The following is a 17,838-nucleotide window of genomic DNA, read 5'->3' as shown; positions in this document are numbered from 1 at the left end:
CGCAGGTCGATAGAGAGGCAGTCCGCCCCCCCTTCCGAGCCTCACGATGCGCGCCGTCTCCCCCTCACCCCGCTCCCCCCGCCGACCCAGCGTGGCCCGCCGCCTGATGCTGGGCACCGGCCTGCTGGCCTTGGCCTGCTTCGGCTTCACCGCCGTCATCAGCTACTGGCGCAGCAGTGATGCGCTGCTGGAAAGCGCCCAGGCCCGGTTGAAGGACCTGTCCGGCCAGGAAGCGCAGCGCATCGCCGCCGAGATCGCGGTGGCTGCCGACACCGGCACGTCACTGGCCAACAGCTTCCGCGTGCAGCGCACCCTGGGCAGCCTGGACCGGACGGCCGCCGACGCGGTGATACGGGCCCAGCTCGAGGCGCATCCGCAATGGCTCGGCATGGGCACGCTGTGGGAGCCGGATGCGTTCGATGGCAAGGATGCGGACTTCGTCGGCAGCGATGGCCACGATGACAGCGGCCGTTTCATGACGTGGTGGGCCTGGCAGAGCGGCACCCTGGTGCGCGAACCGCTGAGGGACTACGAGAAGCCCGGTGACGGCGACTGGAACCTCAAGCCGCGCGAGACCCGCGCGCAGGCCGTGGTGGAGCCGTACTACTACCCCGTGGCCGGCAAGGACACGCTGATGACCACCGTGGCGACGCCGATCCTGGAGGGCGACCGCTATCTGGGCGTAGTGACCGTCGACTTCACCCTGGCTGCGCTGCAGGCGCGCATCGCCGCGATGCGCCCGATGGACGTGGGGCATGCCACGCTGCTGTCGCCGGCCGGGTCGGTGATGGCCAGCCGCAACGCAGCGGACGTCGGCAAGGTCCGCGACGATGCCGCCACCCGCGCGATGCTGGCCGCCGTGGCCAAGGGCGAAACGGTGAGCGGTGAGGTCGACTTCAATGGTGAAAAAGAGCTGCAGGTGTTCGTGCCGCTGCGCGTGGGCTCTGCGCCGCAGGTCTTCGCGCTGGGTATTTCGGTGCCTGCCTCGCACGTGATGGCGCAGGCCCGGGAACTGCTGTGGGTGATCGTGGCCGTGGGCCTGTTGTCGGCGTTGCTGCTGAGCGCCGCGCTGTACCTGCTGCTGCAGCGGCTGGTCCTGAAGCCGCTGGCAGAGGCGGAGCATGTCTCGGCAGCCGTCGCCGAAGGCAAGCTCGACAGCCGCATCAGCGTGGTGCGCAATGATGAAGTGGGGCGCCTGCTGGGCGCGATGGGCAGCATGCAGGACCAGCTGCGCGCCGTCATCACTGCCCAGTCGGAACTGGCCGAGCGGCACGATGAGGGACAGATCAGCTACCGGCTGGACGCGGCCGCATTCCCCGGTGAGTACGGTCGCATGATCGCCGGCACCAACGCATTGGTGGCCGGCCACGTGGAGGTGCAGCAGCGGCTGGTGCAGGTGATGGCCTGCTACGCAGTGGGCGACATGAGTGCGGACATGGAAGACCTGCCGGGCGAGAAAGCACTGATCAGCGCTGCCATGCGCGATACCAAGGCCAACCTGCAGGCCATCAACACACAGATCCTGCAGCTGGCGCATGCCGCGGCGGCGGGTGACTTCACCCAGCGTGGCGATGCGTCGCGCTTCTCGCATGACTTCCGCGGCATGGTGGAAGGGCTCAACACCCTCATGCAGACCACCGACGCCAACCTGGCGGAGCTCTCGCGGCTGCTGCAGGCGATCGCCCGCGGTGACCTGACGGCGCGGATGGAGGGTGATTTCCACGGCGTCTTCGCGCAGATGCGCCGTGATGCAGATACCACGGTGGAACAGCTGACGCGCATCGTCGGCGGCATCCAGCAGGCCAGCGCGATGATCAACACGGCGGCCGGCGAGATCGCGGCGGGCAACGATGACCTGTCGCAGCGCACCGAACAGCAAGCCGCCAGTCTGGAAGAAACGGCGGCGTCGATGGAAGAGCTGACCTCCACCGTGCGCCAGAACGCCGACCATGCGCGCCAGGCCAACCAGCTGGTGCAGGGCACGGCCGGGGTGGCGTCACAGGGCGGCGAGGTGGTGGCGCAGGTGGTGCGGACGATGAGCGGCATCGAAGTGTCGTCGCGGCGCATCGCCGAGATCATTTCGGTGATCGATGGCATCGCCTTCCAGACCAACATCCTGGCGCTCAACGCGGCCGTGGAAGCGGCACGGGCGGGCGAGCAGGGGCGGGGATTTGCCGTTGTCGCAACCGAGGTGCGTGCGTTGGCGCAGCGTTCGGCCACGGCCGCGCGCGAGATCAAGGGCCTGATCGATGATTCCGTGGAGCAGGTGGAGCAGGGCGCCACGCTGGTACGGCAGGCGGGCAGCACGATGCAGGAAATCGTCAGCTCGGTGCACCGGGTGACCGACATCATGGCCGAGATCTCCGCCGCCTCGCAGGAACAGAGCGCGGGCATCGAACAGGTCAGCCAGACCGTGGTGCAGATGGACGAAGCTACCCAGCAGAATGCGGCGCTGGTGGAAGAGGCGAACGCGGCCGCGCGTTCACTGGAAGAGCAGTCGCACGAACTGCAACAGGCGGTGGCGATCTTCCGCCTGCGCGGTGCTGTAGGCACGTCGAACGTGTCCAGGCGTGTAGTCGCCGAACCGGCATGAGGTTTCCGGGCTGACGGCCAGCGGGCGTAGCGCCGGAAGCGCCGCGCGATGCGCTCGCCGAGCATGGTTCGGCGCTACCACGGCTCCCGGAGACGGTAGCGCCGCGCCGCGCCACGCTCGGCGAGACAGACGTGATTACGGGCGCAGCAGCACCTTGCCGGTGCGCCCGGACGCCAGACTGGCCGCCGCCGCGTCGGCAATGTCATCCAACGAGAACACCGCCTGCACCGGCAACTGCAGCTCGCCCGCCGCCGCGCGCTTCAGCAGTTCGCCCACCAGCCGCTTCTTGTCGTCCACGGCCATCGCCTGGCTGACCTTGCTGCCCCAGAAGCCTTTGACGGTGGCCTGCTTGAAGATCACATCCCCCGACGGGATCTGCATCGGTTCGCCGGTCATCGAACCAAACGACACCAACGTGCCGCCCTCGCCGAGCAGGCCCAGCAGCTCGCCGCTTGCCGTGCCACCAATCGAATCCACGGCCGCCGCGGCCAATGCCTCGCCGAGCAGGTCACGCACCGCGTCCTGCCAACCGTCCGACGCGGTGGACACGACATGCGGGATGCCCATGGCCTCCAGCTCCGCTACGCCGTCGTCGCGGCGGACCAGGTTGACGACGTTCACGCCGCGCGCCTTGGCCAGCATGGCCAAGCTCTTGCCCACCGCACCGTTGGCGGTGTTCTGCACGATCCACTGGCCGCGCTCCACCTTGAGGAACTCCAGCAGCATCAGCGCGCTCAGCGGCATCGCGATCAGCTGTGCGGCGACTTCGTCGCCAATGCTTTCCGGCATCGGGATGACCATCCGTTCGGGCGCGATGAACGCCTCGGCCCAGGTGCCGTGCACTGATGCAGCGGCGACGCGCTGGCCGATCTTCAAGCCTTCGACGCCCTGGCCCAGCGCATCGATCGTGCCCAAGCCCTCGCTGCCGCCAATGGCCGGCAGGGTGGGCTTGTAGCCGTACTTGCCGCGGACCGTCCACAGATCGTGGTTGTGGATGGGCGCGAGCACGGTGCGGATGCGGACTTCGCCCGGACCGGGCTCGGGCAGGTCATGGTCGGCGGCGGACAGGACGGATGTCGGATCGCCGAAACTGGCGTGGAGGGCAGCGCGCATGGTGAATCCCTGGTACGTAGAAACAGAGAGACAGCGTGCCACCCGTCCCTGCAACAGCAGGTCAACGCAGGCTGCGACCTATCGTCGCAAGGCCGGATAATCGCTCATCTTGTGTTGACGGCATCGGCCAAGCCCACTATGTTGTGGCTGTCACTCCCGGTCAGCCGCCGCCGCCGGACGCAACCTCTACGTCCCGCGGCCAGCCTCCCCTGAAGCTTTCCGTGTCGACGCGGCCGCCACCATGCGGACGCAGGTCGCCCCCACGGCCCGGATACCGGCCGCAGGCGCAGGCAACAGCCGACGATCTCCGTTCCCGCGCGATGGCATCACACCCGACCTCCTCGTGCGCCGGTATCGCGTGCGGGGTTCCATGGCCGCACCCGGGTCCCGCGGTGTGCCAAGAGAGCTGGACCATGACAGACACCCCCTACCGCGCGGCCGCCCCGGCCAGCGCCAGCGACGCCGTGCACGCCACTGGCGAGTCCATCACCACGTGGATCACCAAGGAAGCAGGAAATCGCCAGCTGCCCTTCGATCCGCTGCGCCTGGACCGCAGCATCGACCGGATCCAGCATGATCTGCCGATGCTGGACGTTGCCGGTTTCCGCCGCAGCGTGCATTCCATCGTCGAGCGCAAGCCCCGCATCAGTGCGGATGACCTGGTCGACCTGATGATCCGGGAAGCGGAATCGCGGGTCGACGTGGTGGCCCCTGAGTGGGAGCAGTTCGCCGCGCGGCTCTATCTGGCGCGCTTGTACAAACGCGCCGCACGCAACCGCTTCTACGATGCCGGCCTCAAATACGGCTCGTACGTCGGGTTGCAGGAAAGCCTGGCCGATCGCGGGGTGTACAGCAACGATATCCTGCGCTGCTACTCGAAGGAGGAGCTGCAGCAGGCGGGCGCGATGATCGACCCGCAGCGCGACGCCTTGTTCGCCTACAACGGGCTGTACCTGCTGGCGACGCGCTACCTCGCCACCGACACCTCGCGCGAGGTGTATGAACTGCCGCAGGAGCGCTGGCTGACCATCGCGCTGTACCTGATGCAGAACGAGGGCGGAACGGGGCAGGGCGGACGCAGCCGCCGCATGCAGCTGGTGGGCGAGGCGTACTGGGCCCTGTCCCATCTGTACATGACCGTAGCCACGCCTACCTTGGCCAACGCCGGCAAGACCGGTGGCCAGCTCTCGAGCTGCTTCATCGATACCGTCGACGACAGCCTGCAGGGCATCTATGACTCCAACACCGACATTGCGCGCGTCTCCAAGCATGGCGGCGGCGTAGGCGCCTACATGGGCTATGTGCGCAGCAGCGGCGCACCGATCCGCGGGGTGGCGAACTCTTCCGGCGGCGTGGTGCCCTGGATCAAGCAACTCAACAACACGGCGGTGTCGGTCGATCAGCTGGGGCAACGCAAGGGCGCCGTGGCGGTGTACCTGGATATCTGGCACCGCGATATCGAGGCGTTCCTCGACCTGCGACTGAACAACGGCGACCAGCGCCTGCGCGCGCACGATGTGTTCACTGCGGTGTGCGTCCCGGACCTGTTCATGGAGGCAGTGGAGCGCCGTGCAGACTGGTATCTGTTCGATCCGCATGAAGTAAAGCAGGCCAAAGGCTGGTGCCTGCAGGACTTCTTCGACGAAACGCGCGGGCAAGGCAGTTTCCGTGACCGCTACGCGGAACTGGTCGCCGATGAGCGCATCAGTCGCCGCACCGTGCGTGCGATCGATCTGTTCAAGCGGATCATGCTCAGCCAGCTGGAAACCGGCAACCCGTTCCTGTTCTACCGCGACGAGGTCAACCGGCGGAACCCCAACAAGCACTGCGGCATGGTGTATTCCAGCAACCTGTGCACCGAGATCCTGCAGAACATGAGCCCGACGCGGATGATCCAGGAGATCGTCAGCGGCGACCAGATCGTGACCACCCGGCGTGCCGGTGACTTCGTCGTCTGCAACCTCTCCTCGATCAACCTCGGCCGCGCCATCAGGGCGGCGGACGACCTGCTGGCAAGCGACGTGCTGGAGCGGCTGATCCCCATCCAGGTCCGCATGCTGGACAACGTGATCGATCTGAACGTGCTGCCGGTGCCGCAGGCCACCATCACCAACCGACGCTATCGCGCGATCGGCCTGGGTACGTTCGGTTGGCATCATCTGCTGGCGCAGCAGGCCATCCAATGGGACAGCCCGGATGCCGAGACGTTGGCGGACACCCTCTACGAACGCATCAATTTCCTCACCATCCAGGCCAGCACGCAACTGGCGGCGGAGAAGGGCAGCTACCCGATGTTCCGTGGCAGCGACTGGGACACCGGCGCCTACTTCCGTGACCGCGGCTATGACAGTGACGCATGGCAGACGCTCGCCGCCGACGTGTCCCGGCAGGGGCTGCGCAACGGCTGGTTGCTGGCGGTGGCGCCGAACATGAGCACCGCTCAGATCGCCGGGTCGACCGCGTCCATCGATCCGATCTACAGCGCGTTCTATTACGAAGAAAAGAAGGACTTCCGGCGACCCGTCGCGGCACCCGGCCTGTCCCTCGACACCTGGCCTTACTACGAAAAGGGCGCCTACAAGGTGGACCAGTTCGCCAGCGTGCGGCAGAACGCGCGGCGCCAGCGCCACGTGGACCAGGGCATCAGCTTCAACCTGTATGTGCCCAGCAGCATCCGCGCCAGCACGTTGCTGGAGCTGCACCTGGAGGCGTGGCGGCAGGGTCTCAAGACCACGTACTACGTGCGCTCCAATGACATCGACATCAGCGAATGTGAGTGGTGTTCCAGCTGATCGTCGTGACAGGCCCTGGCCGCCCAGCGAACGGCCGATGCAACCGATCAACCGCCGCCGGGCAGGGCCCGGCGCTACCGGAACAACAGGAATCCCCATGGCAACCCCGCTGGAACGCATCCGCATCCTCGAACCGCGCCACCCCAACCGCAGCACCGGCATCATCAACGGCCGCACCAGCGGCATCCTCAACTGGAACGATATCCCGTACCCCTCGTTCTACCGGGCCTACAAGGAGCTTTCGACCAACTTCTGGATTCCCGACGAAGTGGACATGAAGCAGGACGCGCGCCAGTACGCTGAGCTGTCCGGTCGCGAAAAGAATGCGTATGACAGCATCATCGGCCTGCTGGCCACGCTGGACTCACCGCAGACGCGCTTCATCTACAACGTGGCCGAGTACATCACCGATCCTGCCGCGCATGCCAACGCTGCGATCATCGGCCAGCAGGAAGTGATCCATAACGAGAGCTACAGCTACGTGCTGGCATCGATCACCGACCTGTCCAACCAGAACCGGGTGTTCGAGATCGCGCGTACGCATCCCACCATCATCAAGCGCAACGCGCCGATCATGGAATCGTATGACGACTTCCTGCGCGAGAAGTCCGCAGAGACGCTGCTGAAGGCGCTGATCCAGTCCTCGATCCTGGAAGGCATCAATTTCTATTCGGGGTTCGCGTTCTTCTACAACATGGTCCGCCAGAACCGCATGAACGGTACTGGCAAGATCATCAGCTTCATCAACCGCGATGAGCTGGCGCATACCAAGTTCATCAGCGAACTGATCCGCGCGATCGTCGGCGAGAACCCGAGTCTGCAGGGGGATGCGCTGACCGCCTACGTACACGACGCCTTCGCCCACGCCATCGAGCTGGAAACGCAGTGGAGCGGCGAAGTCCTGGACGGCATCGACGGCATCGACGTGGATGAGATGGTGCGCTACGTGAAGTACCGCGCCAACAAGATGGCCGGGATGCTCGGCATCGAGCGCTTGTACAGCGATGCCAGCGACAACGTGATGCCGTGGATCAAGGCCTATGCGGACAACTTTACCGAGACCAAGACCGACTTCTTCGAGATGCGCAATGCCAGTTACAAGAAGACCAACCTCGACAACGGATTCGACGACCTGTGAGCAGACGCGCCCCTTGCGGCTGTTGCTGGTGGTCGCCTCGCTCAGCGGCAACACCCGCGAGCTGGCCCGCATGATCGCCTGCCACGGCCGGCAGGCAGGCCATGCGGTGCACTGGCAGGAGGCGGAGCAGGGGGCCGCCTCGCCGCCGCTGCAGGTCGACGAAGCGGATCTGCTGGTGCTGGGCTGCTGGACGGACAACGCGGGCAGGACGCCGGCCGAGATGAAGGCATGGATCGCGCGCATGGTGGAGAGCGGAAAGCGACCTCGCCAGGTCGCTGTGTTCGGCACCGGCGAGACGCAGTGGGGGGTGGACTATTACTGCGGGGCGGTCCATCGGCTCATCCGTTACTTCGACAGCCCGCACCCGGCGCTGACCTTGGAACAGATGCCACAGCGCACGCACGATGCCACGCGGGTGGCGCAGTGGATGGACACCGTCCTGGACGGCCTGGGGAGCGCGCGCCATGCGGATCATTGAGGCCAGCACGACAGACCACTTCCATCAGGTGGTGGCCACGCAACCGCGGCTGCTGGTGGACTTCCATAAAGACCAGTGCCCCGGTTGCCGCATGTTGGCGCTTTCGCTGCAACGGGTGGCAGGTACGGCCGCCGGGCAGGGGGTGGTGCTGCTGCGCGCACAGCTGGAGGTGCTGGGCGAGTCCTTCTTCAAGGCGCTGGCGCTGCGGCAGACCCCCACCCTGATGCTCTTCCGTGACGGTGGCGAAGTGGCGCGGTTGGCGGGCTACCAGACGCCGGTTCAGATCGAGGCGGCGATCGCCCGATTTCTCGGGTAGTGACGGCCGCGGTTCAACGCTTGCGGCGGAAGGCGGCCGGTGTGCGTGCGCCGACGATGATCATGCGGACCATCGTGGAGATCTCTTCGATCAGCTCGGCGTCTTTCTCCGGTGGCATGTCCATCGCGCTTGCGCCCATGGCGAATACCAGCCGGGTGATCGCCTTGGACGCCAGCTGCGGTGCGTGCAGGCGCACTCCGTCCATGGCCGCCAGCCGGACCAGATCGACCTGCAGTTCGTCTTCGAAATACTGCAGCTCGCGTTCGACGGCGTGCTTGAAGTCATCGGAGCCGACCGCGCCTTCACGCAACAGCACGTGCAGCAGCTTGTCGTCCGCGCGGAGCTGCTCCATGAAGGTTTCCACCGACACCCCGACCACGCTGCTCGCCGACGTCGTGGCGCGGCGGCGGGCCTGGCCGATGATGGTGCGCAGCGAGCGGCCCGCCAGGTCGATCAACGCAATGGACAGCTCGTCCATGTCGCGAAACTGCCGGTAGAAGCTGTTCGGGGCGATGCCGGCCTCACGCGCGACCTCACGCAGGCTGAGGGTGGACAGGCTGCGGTGCGGCCCGATCAACGCCAGCGCCGCGATGATCAGATCCTCGCGGGTCACCGTACGGCGGACCGGCGTGGTGTCTTCAGGCGGAGGCGTGACGATGGGGGGCATGGGGCAACCGGGTGGACGTAGCGTGAATCATACCTGATGCGGTCGGTATACACCTGTATACACAGCTGTGTGCGCGGACGTATAGTTCACTCCATGAACGCTGCCGCCCGTCCTGTCCCGGTTACCCGCCCGTCGCGGATGTCCCCGCAACGCTGGATGCCGCCTGCCTTGTTCGATTTCTGGGCAGGCAAGCTCAACCCCTTGTGGACCCTGCGCCAGCCGCTGGCCCGCCTGGTCCGGCGCGAGCCGGCGGGCGAGGGCGCGTGCACGTTGGTGCTGCAGACCAACCGCCACTGGCGCGGCATGCAGCCGGGCCAGCACGTCGCGTTGAGCGTGGAGATGGACGGTCGGCTGCTGCAGCGCAGCTACAGCCCGACCCGGCTGGGCCCGCGCGAGCTGTCGATCACCGTGAAGGCCGTCGACGGCGGGCGGGTGAGCCAGTATCTGGTGCACCAGGCCACGCCCGGCACGGTGTTCCCGATCGGCACTGCGTTCGGTGAGTTCGTCGCGCCAACCGCCGCTCCGCTGCTGCTTCTTGCCGCAGGCAGTGGCATCACGCCGATGCGCAGCCTGCTGCGCGGGTTGTCGGCGCGCCCGCTGGCCGCTCCGGTGGACCTGTATTACTGGGAGCGCAGCCACGCCGCCATCAATTTCCGCGAAGAACTGCAGGCGCTGGCCGCAGCAGATCCGCAGCTGCACGTGCACCTGCTGGCGACCCGCGAGGGCACCACGCCCGCCGCACGCATCGACACCATCGCGTTCGATGCGCTGGGTGATGTGCCGCTGGCGCAGCGCCAGGTGCTGGCGTGTGGCCCGGACGGCTTCGTCAGTGCGGCTCGCGCGCGGCTGCTGCACCACGTTGCGGGCTTCCAGTCCGAAGCGTTCACGCCGCCCGCGGTCGATATCACTGCGGTAGGCGAGGTGCAGCTGACCCTGGCGCGCAGTGGCCGCACGCTGACGGTGCCGCGCGGCAAGGCGTTGCTGGACAGCCTGGAAGCGCACGGCCTCAAGCCCAAGCACGGTTGCCGCATGGGCATCTGCAACAGCTGCACCTGCGTCCGCGCCAGCGGCGCCACGCGACACCTGCGCACCGGCGAGGCACAGGACGAACCGGCGATGCCGGTGCGTATCTGCGTCAGCGCGCCGACCACCGACCTGGTCCTGGATCTCTGAGGAACACATGCAATGAGCCGCCCTGATCGTGCCCTTACCCCTGCCGAACTGAATGCCTTCGGCGCCGAACTCGATGCGATCCGCGACCGCGTGATCGGCGAGCTGGGTGCCCGTGATACCCGCTACATCCGCCGCGTTGCCGCGGCGGTGCGCTGGTCCGGCCTGTTGGGCCGCGCCCTGTTGTTCGTGGGCGCGTTCTCGCCGCTGTTCATGGCCGGTCTGCTGTGGCCGGCCTGCATTGCCGGCACGTTGTTGCTGGCGTTGTCGAAGATCCTGGAAAACATGGAGCTCGGGCACAACGTGATGCACGGCCAGTACGACTGGACCGGCGATCCGAAGCTGGATGGCAACAGCTACGAATGGGACATCGTCGCCACCAGTGACAACTGGCGCAAGACGCATAATTTCAAGCACCACACGTACACCAACGTACGCGGCATGGACGATGACATCGGCTATGGCCTGCTGCGCATCTTCCCCGAGCAGCGCTGGCGTCCGTTCTACCTGCTGCAGCCGATCATCGCGCCGATCTTCGCGCTGATGTTCCAGTGGGGCGTGGCCATCCAGGACCTGCGCATCGGTCGCTGGCTGAAGGGCCGCATGACCGCCCACCAGCTGTGGAAAGAGACGCGTCCGGTCGCCGCGAAGATGGGGCGCCAGCTGGGCAAGGATTACGTCCTGTTCCCGCTGCTGGCCGGACCGTTCTTCCTGCCGGTGATGCTGGGCAACCTGGTCGCCAACGGCATGCGCAACATCTGGACCTACGTGATCATCTTCTGCGGCCACTTCACCGCCGATGCGGAGACGTTCTCGAAGGATTGCCTGCGCAATGAATCCCGTGGCCACTGGTACCTGCGTCAGCTGCGTGGTTCGTCCAACCTGAAAGGCGGGTGGGTGATCAACGTGCTGTCGGGCAACCTCAGCCACCAGATCGAGCACCACTTCTACCCGGACCTGCCCGCGAACCGCTATTCGCGCATCGCCGTGGAAGTGAAGGACATCTGCCGTCGCTACGGCCAGCACTACAACACCGGGTCACTGCCAAGCCAGTTCGGACAGGTGGTGTGGCGCATCCTGCGCCACGCATTCCCCAGCCGCCCGACGCGCATGGGGGCGCCGCACGCCGCAGCCGGCACCGCCTGAACCCGGTCGCTGCCCGCGCTATGCAAAGCGCGGGCAATGGCTGAGAATCCTCAGGATTGAGTTGAACCAGCAAAGGCGTGCGAGTGAACGTTGCGGCATCTTCCCGGGCCCCACAGTCGGGCCCATCCCCCGTGACGCCTCCCGTTGCCGGATCACCCGCGCCCCTGATCGTGGCCGATGTCGGCGGTACGTATGCCCGCCTGGCGTGGGCCAACGATGACGGCACCGCGCCGCACATAGACGGGTTCCGCCGTTACCAGTGCGCGCACCATCCCAGCCTGGCGGCGATCCTGTCCGAGTTTGCCGGAAGCGCGCCGCCTGCCGGCCTGCGTGCGGTGGTCGCCATCGCCGGTCTGCTGCAGGGCGACACCCTGGTCAACGCCAACCTGCCGTGGCCGGTGGCGCGCGAGGCCACGCGGCGTGACGCAGGGTTGCACCACCTGCAGCTGATCAACGACTTCGAAGCGGTGGCGCTGGCCATCCCGCACGTGCATGCCGACGCGCTTGTGCCGCTGCATGACGGTGACGGCGCTGCATCTGCATGGCCTGCGCTGGTCCTTGGCCCGGGCACCGGACTGGGTGCGGCACTGCGGTTCGCCGACGGTGAGCGACCGGTGCTGGCCAGCGAGGTCGGGCATTCGGCGCTGGCCGCCGGTACGCCGCTGGAGCTGGACGTACTGCGCCTGCTGCTGCAGCGCTGGCCGCATGTCGACAACGAGCGCGTGCTGTCGGGCACCGGCATGATCAATCTCTATGAGTGCCTGTGCGTGCTGCGCACGGTGTCGCCGCGCTGGCGGGACACCGCCTCGCTGCTCGCGGCGGCGAAGGCCGGCGATGATCCGCTTGCGAGCGAGACCGTGCAGGTGTTCTGCGGCTGGCTGGGCAGCTTCGTCGGTGACCTGGCGATTGCCTTCGGCGCGCGCTCGGTTTACCTGGCCGGCGGCGTGTCCGCGCATATCGCCCCGTTCATCGCTGACAGCCCGTTCGTGGCGCGCTTCCTCAACAAGGGCGTGCTGGGCAGCGTCCTGCAGCAGGTGCCGGTATGGCGCGTCGAGCACGGCGAGCTGGGCGTACTCGGTGCCGCGGCCTGGAAGGGCGATACGATGTGATGCTGCCCGGCCGGTGGCCGGGCATGGCATGGGCGATCTGGAGCGACACCGCATGAGCGACCGTAGAACTTTCCTGCAGGCCGGCGCGCTGGCCATCGGTGCACTGGGGTTGCCCCGTGGCGCACGCGGGTCCGCACCCGCTGCCGGCGCCAGGGTGGTGTCCACCTGGGACTTCGGCGTCGGTGCCAACCAGGTGGCGTGGAAGACGCTCGCCGCCGGCGGCAGTGCACTCGACGCGGTGGAGCAGGGGGCACGCTGGGCGGAAAGCGAGCTGTGCAACCCCACGGTGGGACGCTGCGGCAATCCGGATCGCGATGGCAACCTCAGCCTGGACGCGAGCATCATGGACGGCGATGGCCGCTGCGGTTCAGTGGCCGCGCTGGTGGACATCCTGCATCCGGTGTCGGTGGCCCGGCGGGTGATGGAACATACCCCGCACGTGATGCTGGTCGGGCAGGGCGCCCGGCAGTTCGCGATCGAGCAGGGCTTCCCGCGCGAAAAGCTGCTGACGCCGGCGGCGGAGAAGGCCTGGAAGGCGTGGCAGAAGACCGCAGAGTACGCGCCACAGATCAATGCCGAACGACGCAGCATTCCGGGCGACAGCAGCAACCACGATACCCTCGGGATACTTGCCCTCGACGCACAGGGACGGCTGGCCGGGGCCTGCACCACCAGTGGCATGGCGTGGAAGATGCAGGGCCGCGTGGGCGACAGTCCGATCATCGGGGCGGGGCTGTACGTCGACAACGAGGTCGGCGCGGCCACCGCCTCAGGGGTGGGCGAAGAGATGATCCGCAACGCGGCCTCGTTCCTGGTGGTCGAACTGATGCGCCAGGGCCGCAGTCCGGCCGAGGCCTGTCGCGAGGCGATCGCGCGGGTCGTGCGCAAGCGCCCCGAGGCCAGCCGCACGCTGCAGGTCTGTTTCTTGGCGATGAACCGGGATGGCGATGTCGGCGCCTACGCGCTGCATCGTGGGTTCGTGTACGCGGTGTGCGATACGCAGCGCCAGGATGCCTTGCACGATGCGGCGTCGGTCTACCGTAGCGAACAGACATGAGCGCCGCGCACGTACTTGAAATCGCCTGCGATGGGGTGGGCTCGGCACTGGCCGCGCAGGCCGGAGGAGCGGACCGTGTGGAACTGTTCGCCGATCTTGCGTCCGGCGGTCTCACGCCGTCGCATGGCACGCTTGCGGTCGCCCGCGAGCGCGTGCAGCTGCCGCTGTTCGTGCTGATCCGGCCGCGGGCCGGCGACTTCCGCTACGGCGACTGGGAAGCGCAGGTGATGAGGGAAGACATCCTGCACTGCCGGACGCTGGGCGTGGATGGCGTGGTGCTGGGCGCGTTGACCGCCGATGGCGATGTCGATGTGCCCTTGTGCCAGCGCCTGGTCGAAGCGGCAGGCGGCATGCAGGTGACCTTCCACCGCGCCTTCGATGCCGCCCGCGATCTGTCGCGGGCGCTGGAGGACGTGATCGCGCTCGGCTGCAGCCGGGTCCTCAGCTCGGGCGGGCAGGCGTCGGCGGAGCAGGGCGCCGATGCACTGGCCGCGACCGTGCACCAGGCGGACGGACGCATCGCGGTGATGGCCGGTGCGGGCATCACCGCCGATCGCATCGCGGCGATTGCCCTGCGCACCGGCTGCCGGGAGCTGCACGCCTCGGCCAAGGTCCGGGTCAGCTCCACGATGCACCACTACAATCCTGCGCTGTCCGGGCTGGAGGCGGACCACCTGCAGTCCGGCACAGAGCAGGTGGCGGCACTGCGCGCGGCGCTGGACCGGATGTAGCGACCCGCAGCCGCGCCTCCTCGCGGCAGTGCCCGCCACGGGATCGTCGCGCGGGGCCGCTGGACACGACCTCGTTTATCGTTTATCAATAAGGCGGGTCGCTCTTCCGGTGACCATCTGCCGGAGGCTTCGTGCCAAGCCGTACCCACCGTGCGCCGAGATCGCGCGGTATCTTCAACCTGACCCATGCCGCCATCCACGCCGTCACGGCGATGTGCTGGCTGGGCATCCTGGGCGCCCTGTGTGCTGTTCCGCTGGTGTTCCATCGCCCCGCGCGTCTGCTGGATTCAGTCGATGCCCGCGTCGTTGCCGAACACGGCGACGTCCCCCATCTGCTGCTGCACTTCAGCGCCGGCCTGCTGGCGATCGTGGTGCTGTTGGCCTTGGGGCTGGTCTTCCTGCGCCACCTGCAGCGGCTGGTGAGCTCGGTGCGTGAGCAGCAGCCGTTCACACGCGGCAACGTGACACGCCTGCAGCGCATGGCCTGGCTGATGCTGGCGATGGAGCTGCTGTCGATCGTCATCGGCCTTTACGCCAGCTGGATGGGCCCGCAGTTCGCGTGGATGGAAGTGGGGGGCGGCATGTCCATCACAGGGCTTATCGCGGTCCTGATGCTGTTCGTGATCGCGCATGTGTTCGCGGTTGGCACGGCCATGCGCGAGGACCTGGACGGCGTGGTCTGATGGCGATCGTCATCACCCTCGACCGCATGCTGCTGGAACGCGGCATGACCCTGTCCGAGCTGGCCGGGCGCATCGACATCACCCTGGCCAATCTGTCGATACTGAAGACCGGCAAGGCGCGCGCGATTCGTTTTTCCACCCTGGATGCGATCTGCCGCGAGCTGCGCTGCACGCCAGGCGACCTGCTGGGCCACGATCCGGCGCGCGCGCAGGACGATGGCCCCTGAGCATCGAACGCTTCACCCCCCTCAACGACTGAAAAGAACGAATCATGGAATGGCTGGCTGACCCCTCGATATGGATGGGGCTTGCAACCCTGGTGGTGCTGGAGATCGTGCTCGGCATCGACAACCTGGTCTTCATCGCGATCCTGGCCGACAAGCTGCCGCCACATCAGCGTGACCGCGCGCGGGTGATCGGGCTGACGCTGGCGCTGCTGATGCGGCTTGTCCTGCTGGCCGCGCTGTCGTGGATCATGAAACTCACCGAGCCGCTGATCGCGGTGCTCGGCCATGATTTTTCCGGCCGCGACCTGATCCTGCTGGCCGGCGGCCTGTTCCTGCTGTTCAAAGGCACCATGGAGCTGCACGAACGGCTGGAAGGGCGTACGCATGAGGACGGTGGCAACCGGGTCTATGCAAGCTTCGGCACCGTCGTCGCCCAGATCGTGGTGCTCGATGCGGTGTTCTCGCTGGACTCGGTGATCACCGCCGTCGGCATGGTCGACAACCTGGGCGTGATGTATGCGGCAGTCACCATCGCGATGGCGTTGATGTTGCTGGCCAGCAAGCCCCTCACCCGCTTCGTCAACAAGCATCCCACGGTGGTGGTGCTGTGCCTGGGCTTCCTGCTGATGATCGGCTTCAGCCTGGTGGCCGAGGGGCTGGGCTTCAAGATTCCGAAGGGCTATCTGTATGCCGCGATCGCGTTCTCCATCCTGGTCGAGTCCTTCAACCAGTGGGTGGGCTTCAACCGCGAGCGGGATGCCCAGCTGGTCCCGTTCCGCCAGCGCACGGCCGACGCGGTGATGCGCATGTTCGGCGCACGCGATGCCGGCTCGCCGCGTGACGATGATCCGGACCGCGATGGCGATGCCAGCGAGCGTCTGCAGCCGGCCGAACAGGACATGATCCGCAGCGTGCTGACACTGGCCGAGCGACCGGTGTCCAGCGTGATGACCGTGCGCACCGACGTGCAGTGGCTGGACATCAGCCGCGGCCAGGAGGACGTGATCGCCCGGCTGATCGCCAGCCCGCACACCCGGCTGCTGGTCGCAGACGGCGACCTGGATCGCCTGCGTGGCGTGGTGCAGAGCCGCGACCTGCTGGCCAATCTGCTGCAGGGCAGGCCGCTGCAGCTGGAGGCCAGCCTGCGCGACGCGCAGTTCGTATCGTCCACGGCCAGCGCGCTGCAGGTGCTGGAGCTGATACGCCAGCACCCGGTGCCGCTGGCGGTGGCGGTGGACGAATACGGTGGCGTGGAGGGCCTGGTGACCGCCAACGACCTGCTGGCCGCCATTGCCGGTGACCTCGCCGATACGCAGGGCGAGGAGTACGGCATCCAGGAAATCGGCGCGGGCCACTGGGAGGCCGACGGCAGGCTGACGCTGGATGACCTGCAACGTCATGCAGGCATCCGTTTTACCCGTGAGGGCGATTACCAGACGCTGTCCGGGCTGGTGCTGCATGCGCTCGACCGGATGCCGGTGCAGGGTGACGTGGTCGAGCACGACGGTGTCCGCCTGCGCGTTCTGTCCGTGGAAAAGCGCAGGGTGGGACGCATCTCTTTGCAGCGCAACGATCCCGTCGACGGCTGAGCATCTTCACGCCGCGAACACATTGCTGATTGCGTAATGACGAGGCTGTGTTGGACAGGGAATGCCGCGTATGACGTTAATGCAGGCATGCAGCGCCTTGTCAGGCACGGACGATTGACTTGACCGCATGTCGGTACAGGCGCCCCCCGAACATTCCAGGATACTTTCATGGCGGCATTGCAGCAGCGCACCCTCGACCTCATCCGCCGCAACGAGGAGCAGATCCTCGCGCAGTGGCAGCAGACGCTTGCCGCCGGTGGGCAGGGGCTGGACAACCGGATTTCACCGCTGGAGCTGGATGGTCAGCTGCGCGAGTACTGGCGCTTGTTCCAGCAGGCGATCTCCGCCGCCGATGCGGGCTCTCTGCAGGGAGCGGAGTGGCTGTCGCTGCGGCGTTTCCTTGAAGAGCTGAGTGCGGACCGCGCGCGTCGCGGCTTCAACTCGTCGGAGACCGCGCAGTTCGTGTTCTCGCTCAAGCGCCCGCTGTTCGAGCAGGTGCAGGCGGGCTTCGTGGACAATCCGCAGCAGCTGGGCGACCAGATGTGGGCGCTGTCCGAACTGCTGGACCTGCTGGGCCTGCATACGGTCAAGGCGTTCCAGAAGTCGCGCGAGGAAGTGATCCAGCGCCAGCAGGAAGAGATGCTGGAACTGTCGACGCCGGTGGTCAAGCTGTGGGAAGGCGTACTGGCACTGCCGATGATCGGCACGCTGGATTCGCAGCGCACCCAGGTGGTGATGGAATCGCTGCTGCAGCGCATCGTCGATACCGGTTCGGAAATCGCCATCATCGACATCACCGGCGTGCCCACCGTGGACACCCTGGTGGCCCAGCACCTGTTGAAGACCGTCACCGCCATCCGCCTGATGGGCGCCGACGCGATCATCAGCGGCGTGCGTCCGCAGATCGCGCAGACCATCGTGCACCTGGGGCTGGACCTGCAGGGCATCGTCACCAAGGCCAACCTGGCCGATGCGTTGGCGCTGGCGCTGAAGCGTACCGGCCAGACCGTGACCAAGGTGGCCGGCTGA

Annotated in this window: 16 protein-coding genes; 14 read left to right on the top strand and 2 right to left on the bottom strand. The window is 66.9% G+C overall.

The features are described from left to right. Nucleotides 1-46 precede the first annotated feature (46 nt). Nucleotides 47-2,593 carry a methyl-accepting chemotaxis protein gene (locus tag IFT65_RS18820; protein WP_274602775.1) on the top strand — a complete coding sequence of 849 codons (2,547 nt, stop codon included), beginning with the start codon at nt 47-49 and terminating at the stop codon, nt 2,591-2,593. A gap of 135 nt (nt 2,594-2,728) precedes the next feature. Here the strand turns inward: IFT65_RS18820 and IFT65_RS01870 are convergent, their stop codons facing one another. Continuing rightward, complete coding sequence (locus IFT65_RS01870; protein WP_192079699.1) at nt 2,729-3,706, bottom strand: zinc-binding dehydrogenase; 978 nt, start codon at nt 3,704-3,706, stop codon at nt 2,729-2,731. 413 nt (nt 3,707-4,119) lie between these two features. Here IFT65_RS01870 and IFT65_RS01865 point away from each other — a divergent pair, with 413 nt between their 5' ends. The 4 genes from IFT65_RS01865 (at nt 4,120) to IFT65_RS01850 (ending at nt 8,430) form a co-directional block, all read left to right on the top strand. Beyond that, the gene (locus tag IFT65_RS01865; protein WP_192079698.1) at nt 4,120-6,498 is read left to right on the top strand and encodes a ribonucleoside-diphosphate reductase subunit alpha; all 2,379 of its coding nucleotides are present in this window, start codon (nt 4,120-4,122) and stop codon (nt 6,496-6,498) included. A 97-nt stretch (nt 6,499-6,595) separates the two neighbouring features. Beyond that, nucleotides 6,596-7,636, top strand: a complete 1,041-nt coding sequence (locus IFT65_RS01860) for a ribonucleotide-diphosphate reductase subunit beta (protein WP_192079696.1) — start codon at nt 6,596-6,598, stop codon at nt 7,634-7,636. A 13-nt stretch (nt 7,637-7,649) separates the two neighbouring features. Continuing rightward, nucleotides 7,650-8,114, top strand: coding sequence for a flavodoxin (locus tag IFT65_RS01855; protein ID WP_249404987.1), 465 nt, complete (start codon nt 7,650-7,652; stop codon nt 8,112-8,114). Next, nucleotides 8,101-8,430 (top strand): thioredoxin family protein, encoded by a 330-nt coding sequence (locus IFT65_RS01850; RefSeq protein WP_192079692.1) that lies wholly within the window; start codon nt 8,101-8,103, stop codon nt 8,428-8,430. The genes IFT65_RS01855 and IFT65_RS01850 overlap by 14 nt, the downstream gene beginning before the upstream one ends. 13 nt (nt 8,431-8,443) lie before the next feature. Here IFT65_RS01850 and fabR read toward each other — a convergent pair whose 3' ends face one another. Then, on the bottom strand, nt 8,444-9,097 hold the full coding sequence (gene fabR, locus IFT65_RS01845) for an HTH-type transcriptional repressor FabR (protein ID WP_188327094.1): 654 nt from the start codon (nt 9,095-9,097) through the stop codon (nt 8,444-8,446). Between the two features lie 93 nt (nt 9,098-9,190). Here fabR and IFT65_RS01840 point away from each other — a divergent pair, with 93 nt between their 5' ends. The 9 genes from IFT65_RS01840 to IFT65_RS01800 all read left to right on the top strand — a co-directional run bounded on the left by IFT65_RS01840 (nt 9,191) and on the right by IFT65_RS01800 (nt 17,838). Then, nucleotides 9,191-10,270: a ferredoxin reductase gene (locus IFT65_RS01840; RefSeq protein ID WP_192079690.1), complete on the top strand. Its 1,080-nt coding sequence runs from the start codon at nt 9,191-9,193 to the stop codon at nt 10,268-10,270. Between the two features lie 12 nt (nt 10,271-10,282). After that, nucleotides 10,283-11,413, top strand: coding sequence for an acyl-CoA desaturase (locus tag IFT65_RS01835; RefSeq protein WP_192079688.1), 1,131 nt, complete (start codon nt 10,283-10,285; stop codon nt 11,411-11,413). Nucleotides 11,414-11,544: 131 nt separating this feature from the next. Beyond that, nucleotides 11,545-12,522, top strand: a complete 978-nt coding sequence (locus tag IFT65_RS01830) for a glucokinase (RefSeq protein WP_192079686.1) — start codon at nt 11,545-11,547, stop codon at nt 12,520-12,522. Between the two features lie 52 nt (nt 12,523-12,574). Further along, nucleotides 12,575-13,579 carry a N(4)-(beta-N-acetylglucosaminyl)-L-asparaginase gene (locus tag IFT65_RS01825; RefSeq protein WP_192079685.1) on the top strand — a complete coding sequence of 335 codons (1,005 nt, stop codon included), beginning with the start codon at nt 12,575-12,577 and terminating at the stop codon, nt 13,577-13,579. Further along, on the top strand, nt 13,576-14,310 hold the full coding sequence (locus tag IFT65_RS01820; RefSeq protein WP_192079683.1) for a copper homeostasis protein CutC: 735 nt from the start codon (nt 13,576-13,578) through the stop codon (nt 14,308-14,310). Before IFT65_RS01825 ends, IFT65_RS01820 begins: the two co-directional genes overlap by 4 nt. Before the next feature lie 212 nt (nt 14,311-14,522). Then, a complete protein-coding gene (locus IFT65_RS01815; RefSeq protein ID WP_192080115.1) occupies nt 14,523-14,993 on the top strand; it encodes a DUF2975 domain-containing protein in 471 nt (156 codons plus the stop codon). Continuing rightward, entirely contained in the window at nt 14,993-15,220 is a 228-nt protein-coding gene (locus IFT65_RS01810; protein WP_192079681.1) for a helix-turn-helix transcriptional regulator, read from the top strand. Before IFT65_RS01815 ends, IFT65_RS01810 begins: the two co-directional genes overlap by 1 nt. Nucleotides 15,221-15,264: 44 nt before the next feature. Further along, on the top strand, nt 15,265-16,809 hold the full coding sequence (locus IFT65_RS01805) for a TerC family protein (protein ID WP_192079679.1): 1,545 nt from the start codon (nt 15,265-15,267) through the stop codon (nt 16,807-16,809). Between the two features lie 168 nt (nt 16,810-16,977). After that, nucleotides 16,978-17,838, top strand: a complete 861-nt coding sequence (locus tag IFT65_RS01800; RefSeq protein ID WP_192079677.1) for an STAS domain-containing protein — start codon at nt 16,978-16,980, stop codon at nt 17,836-17,838.

The organism is Stenotrophomonas sp. CFBP 13725, from assembly GCF_014841935.1.
In the GTDB taxonomy this organism is placed as follows: Bacteria; Pseudomonadota; Gammaproteobacteria; order Xanthomonadales; family Xanthomonadaceae; genus Stenotrophomonas.
This window is presented reverse-complemented; position numbering and strand designations above follow the sequence as displayed.

Bases quoted from the DNA above. Each gene is read 5' to 3' on its own strand.
- IFT65_RS18820 (WP_274602775.1), top strand. From the start codon at position 47: ATGCGCGCCGTCTCCCCCTCACCCCGCTCCCCCCGCCGACCCAGCGTG.
- IFT65_RS01870 (WP_192079699.1), bottom strand. From the start codon at position 3,706: ATGCGCGCTGCCCTCCACGCCAGTTTCGGCGATCCGACATCCGTCCTG.
- IFT65_RS01865 (WP_192079698.1), top strand. From the start codon at position 4,120: ATGACAGACACCCCCTACCGCGCGGCCGCCCCGGCCAGCGCCAGCGAC.
- IFT65_RS01860 (WP_192079696.1), top strand. From the start codon at position 6,596: ATGGCAACCCCGCTGGAACGCATCCGCATCCTCGAACCGCGCCACCCC.
- IFT65_RS01850 (WP_192079692.1), top strand. From the start codon at position 8,101: ATGCGGATCATTGAGGCCAGCACGACAGACCACTTCCATCAGGTGGTG.
- fabR (WP_188327094.1), bottom strand. From the start codon at position 9,097: ATGCCCCCCATCGTCACGCCTCCGCCTGAAGACACCACGCCGGTCCGC.
- IFT65_RS01840 (WP_192079690.1), top strand. From the start codon at position 9,191: ATGAACGCTGCCGCCCGTCCTGTCCCGGTTACCCGCCCGTCGCGGATG.
- IFT65_RS01835 (WP_192079688.1), top strand. From the start codon at position 10,283: ATGAGCCGCCCTGATCGTGCCCTTACCCCTGCCGAACTGAATGCCTTC.
- IFT65_RS01825 (WP_192079685.1), top strand. From the start codon at position 12,575: ATGAGCGACCGTAGAACTTTCCTGCAGGCCGGCGCGCTGGCCATCGGT.
- IFT65_RS01820 (WP_192079683.1), top strand. From the start codon at position 13,576: ATGAGCGCCGCGCACGTACTTGAAATCGCCTGCGATGGGGTGGGCTCG.
- IFT65_RS01815 (WP_192080115.1), top strand. From the start codon at position 14,523: ATGTGCTGGCTGGGCATCCTGGGCGCCCTGTGTGCTGTTCCGCTGGTG.
- IFT65_RS01810 (WP_192079681.1), top strand. From the start codon at position 14,993: ATGGCGATCGTCATCACCCTCGACCGCATGCTGCTGGAACGCGGCATG.
- IFT65_RS01805 (WP_192079679.1), top strand. From the start codon at position 15,265: ATGGAATGGCTGGCTGACCCCTCGATATGGATGGGGCTTGCAACCCTG.
- IFT65_RS01800 (WP_192079677.1), top strand. From the start codon at position 16,978: ATGGCGGCATTGCAGCAGCGCACCCTCGACCTCATCCGCCGCAACGAG.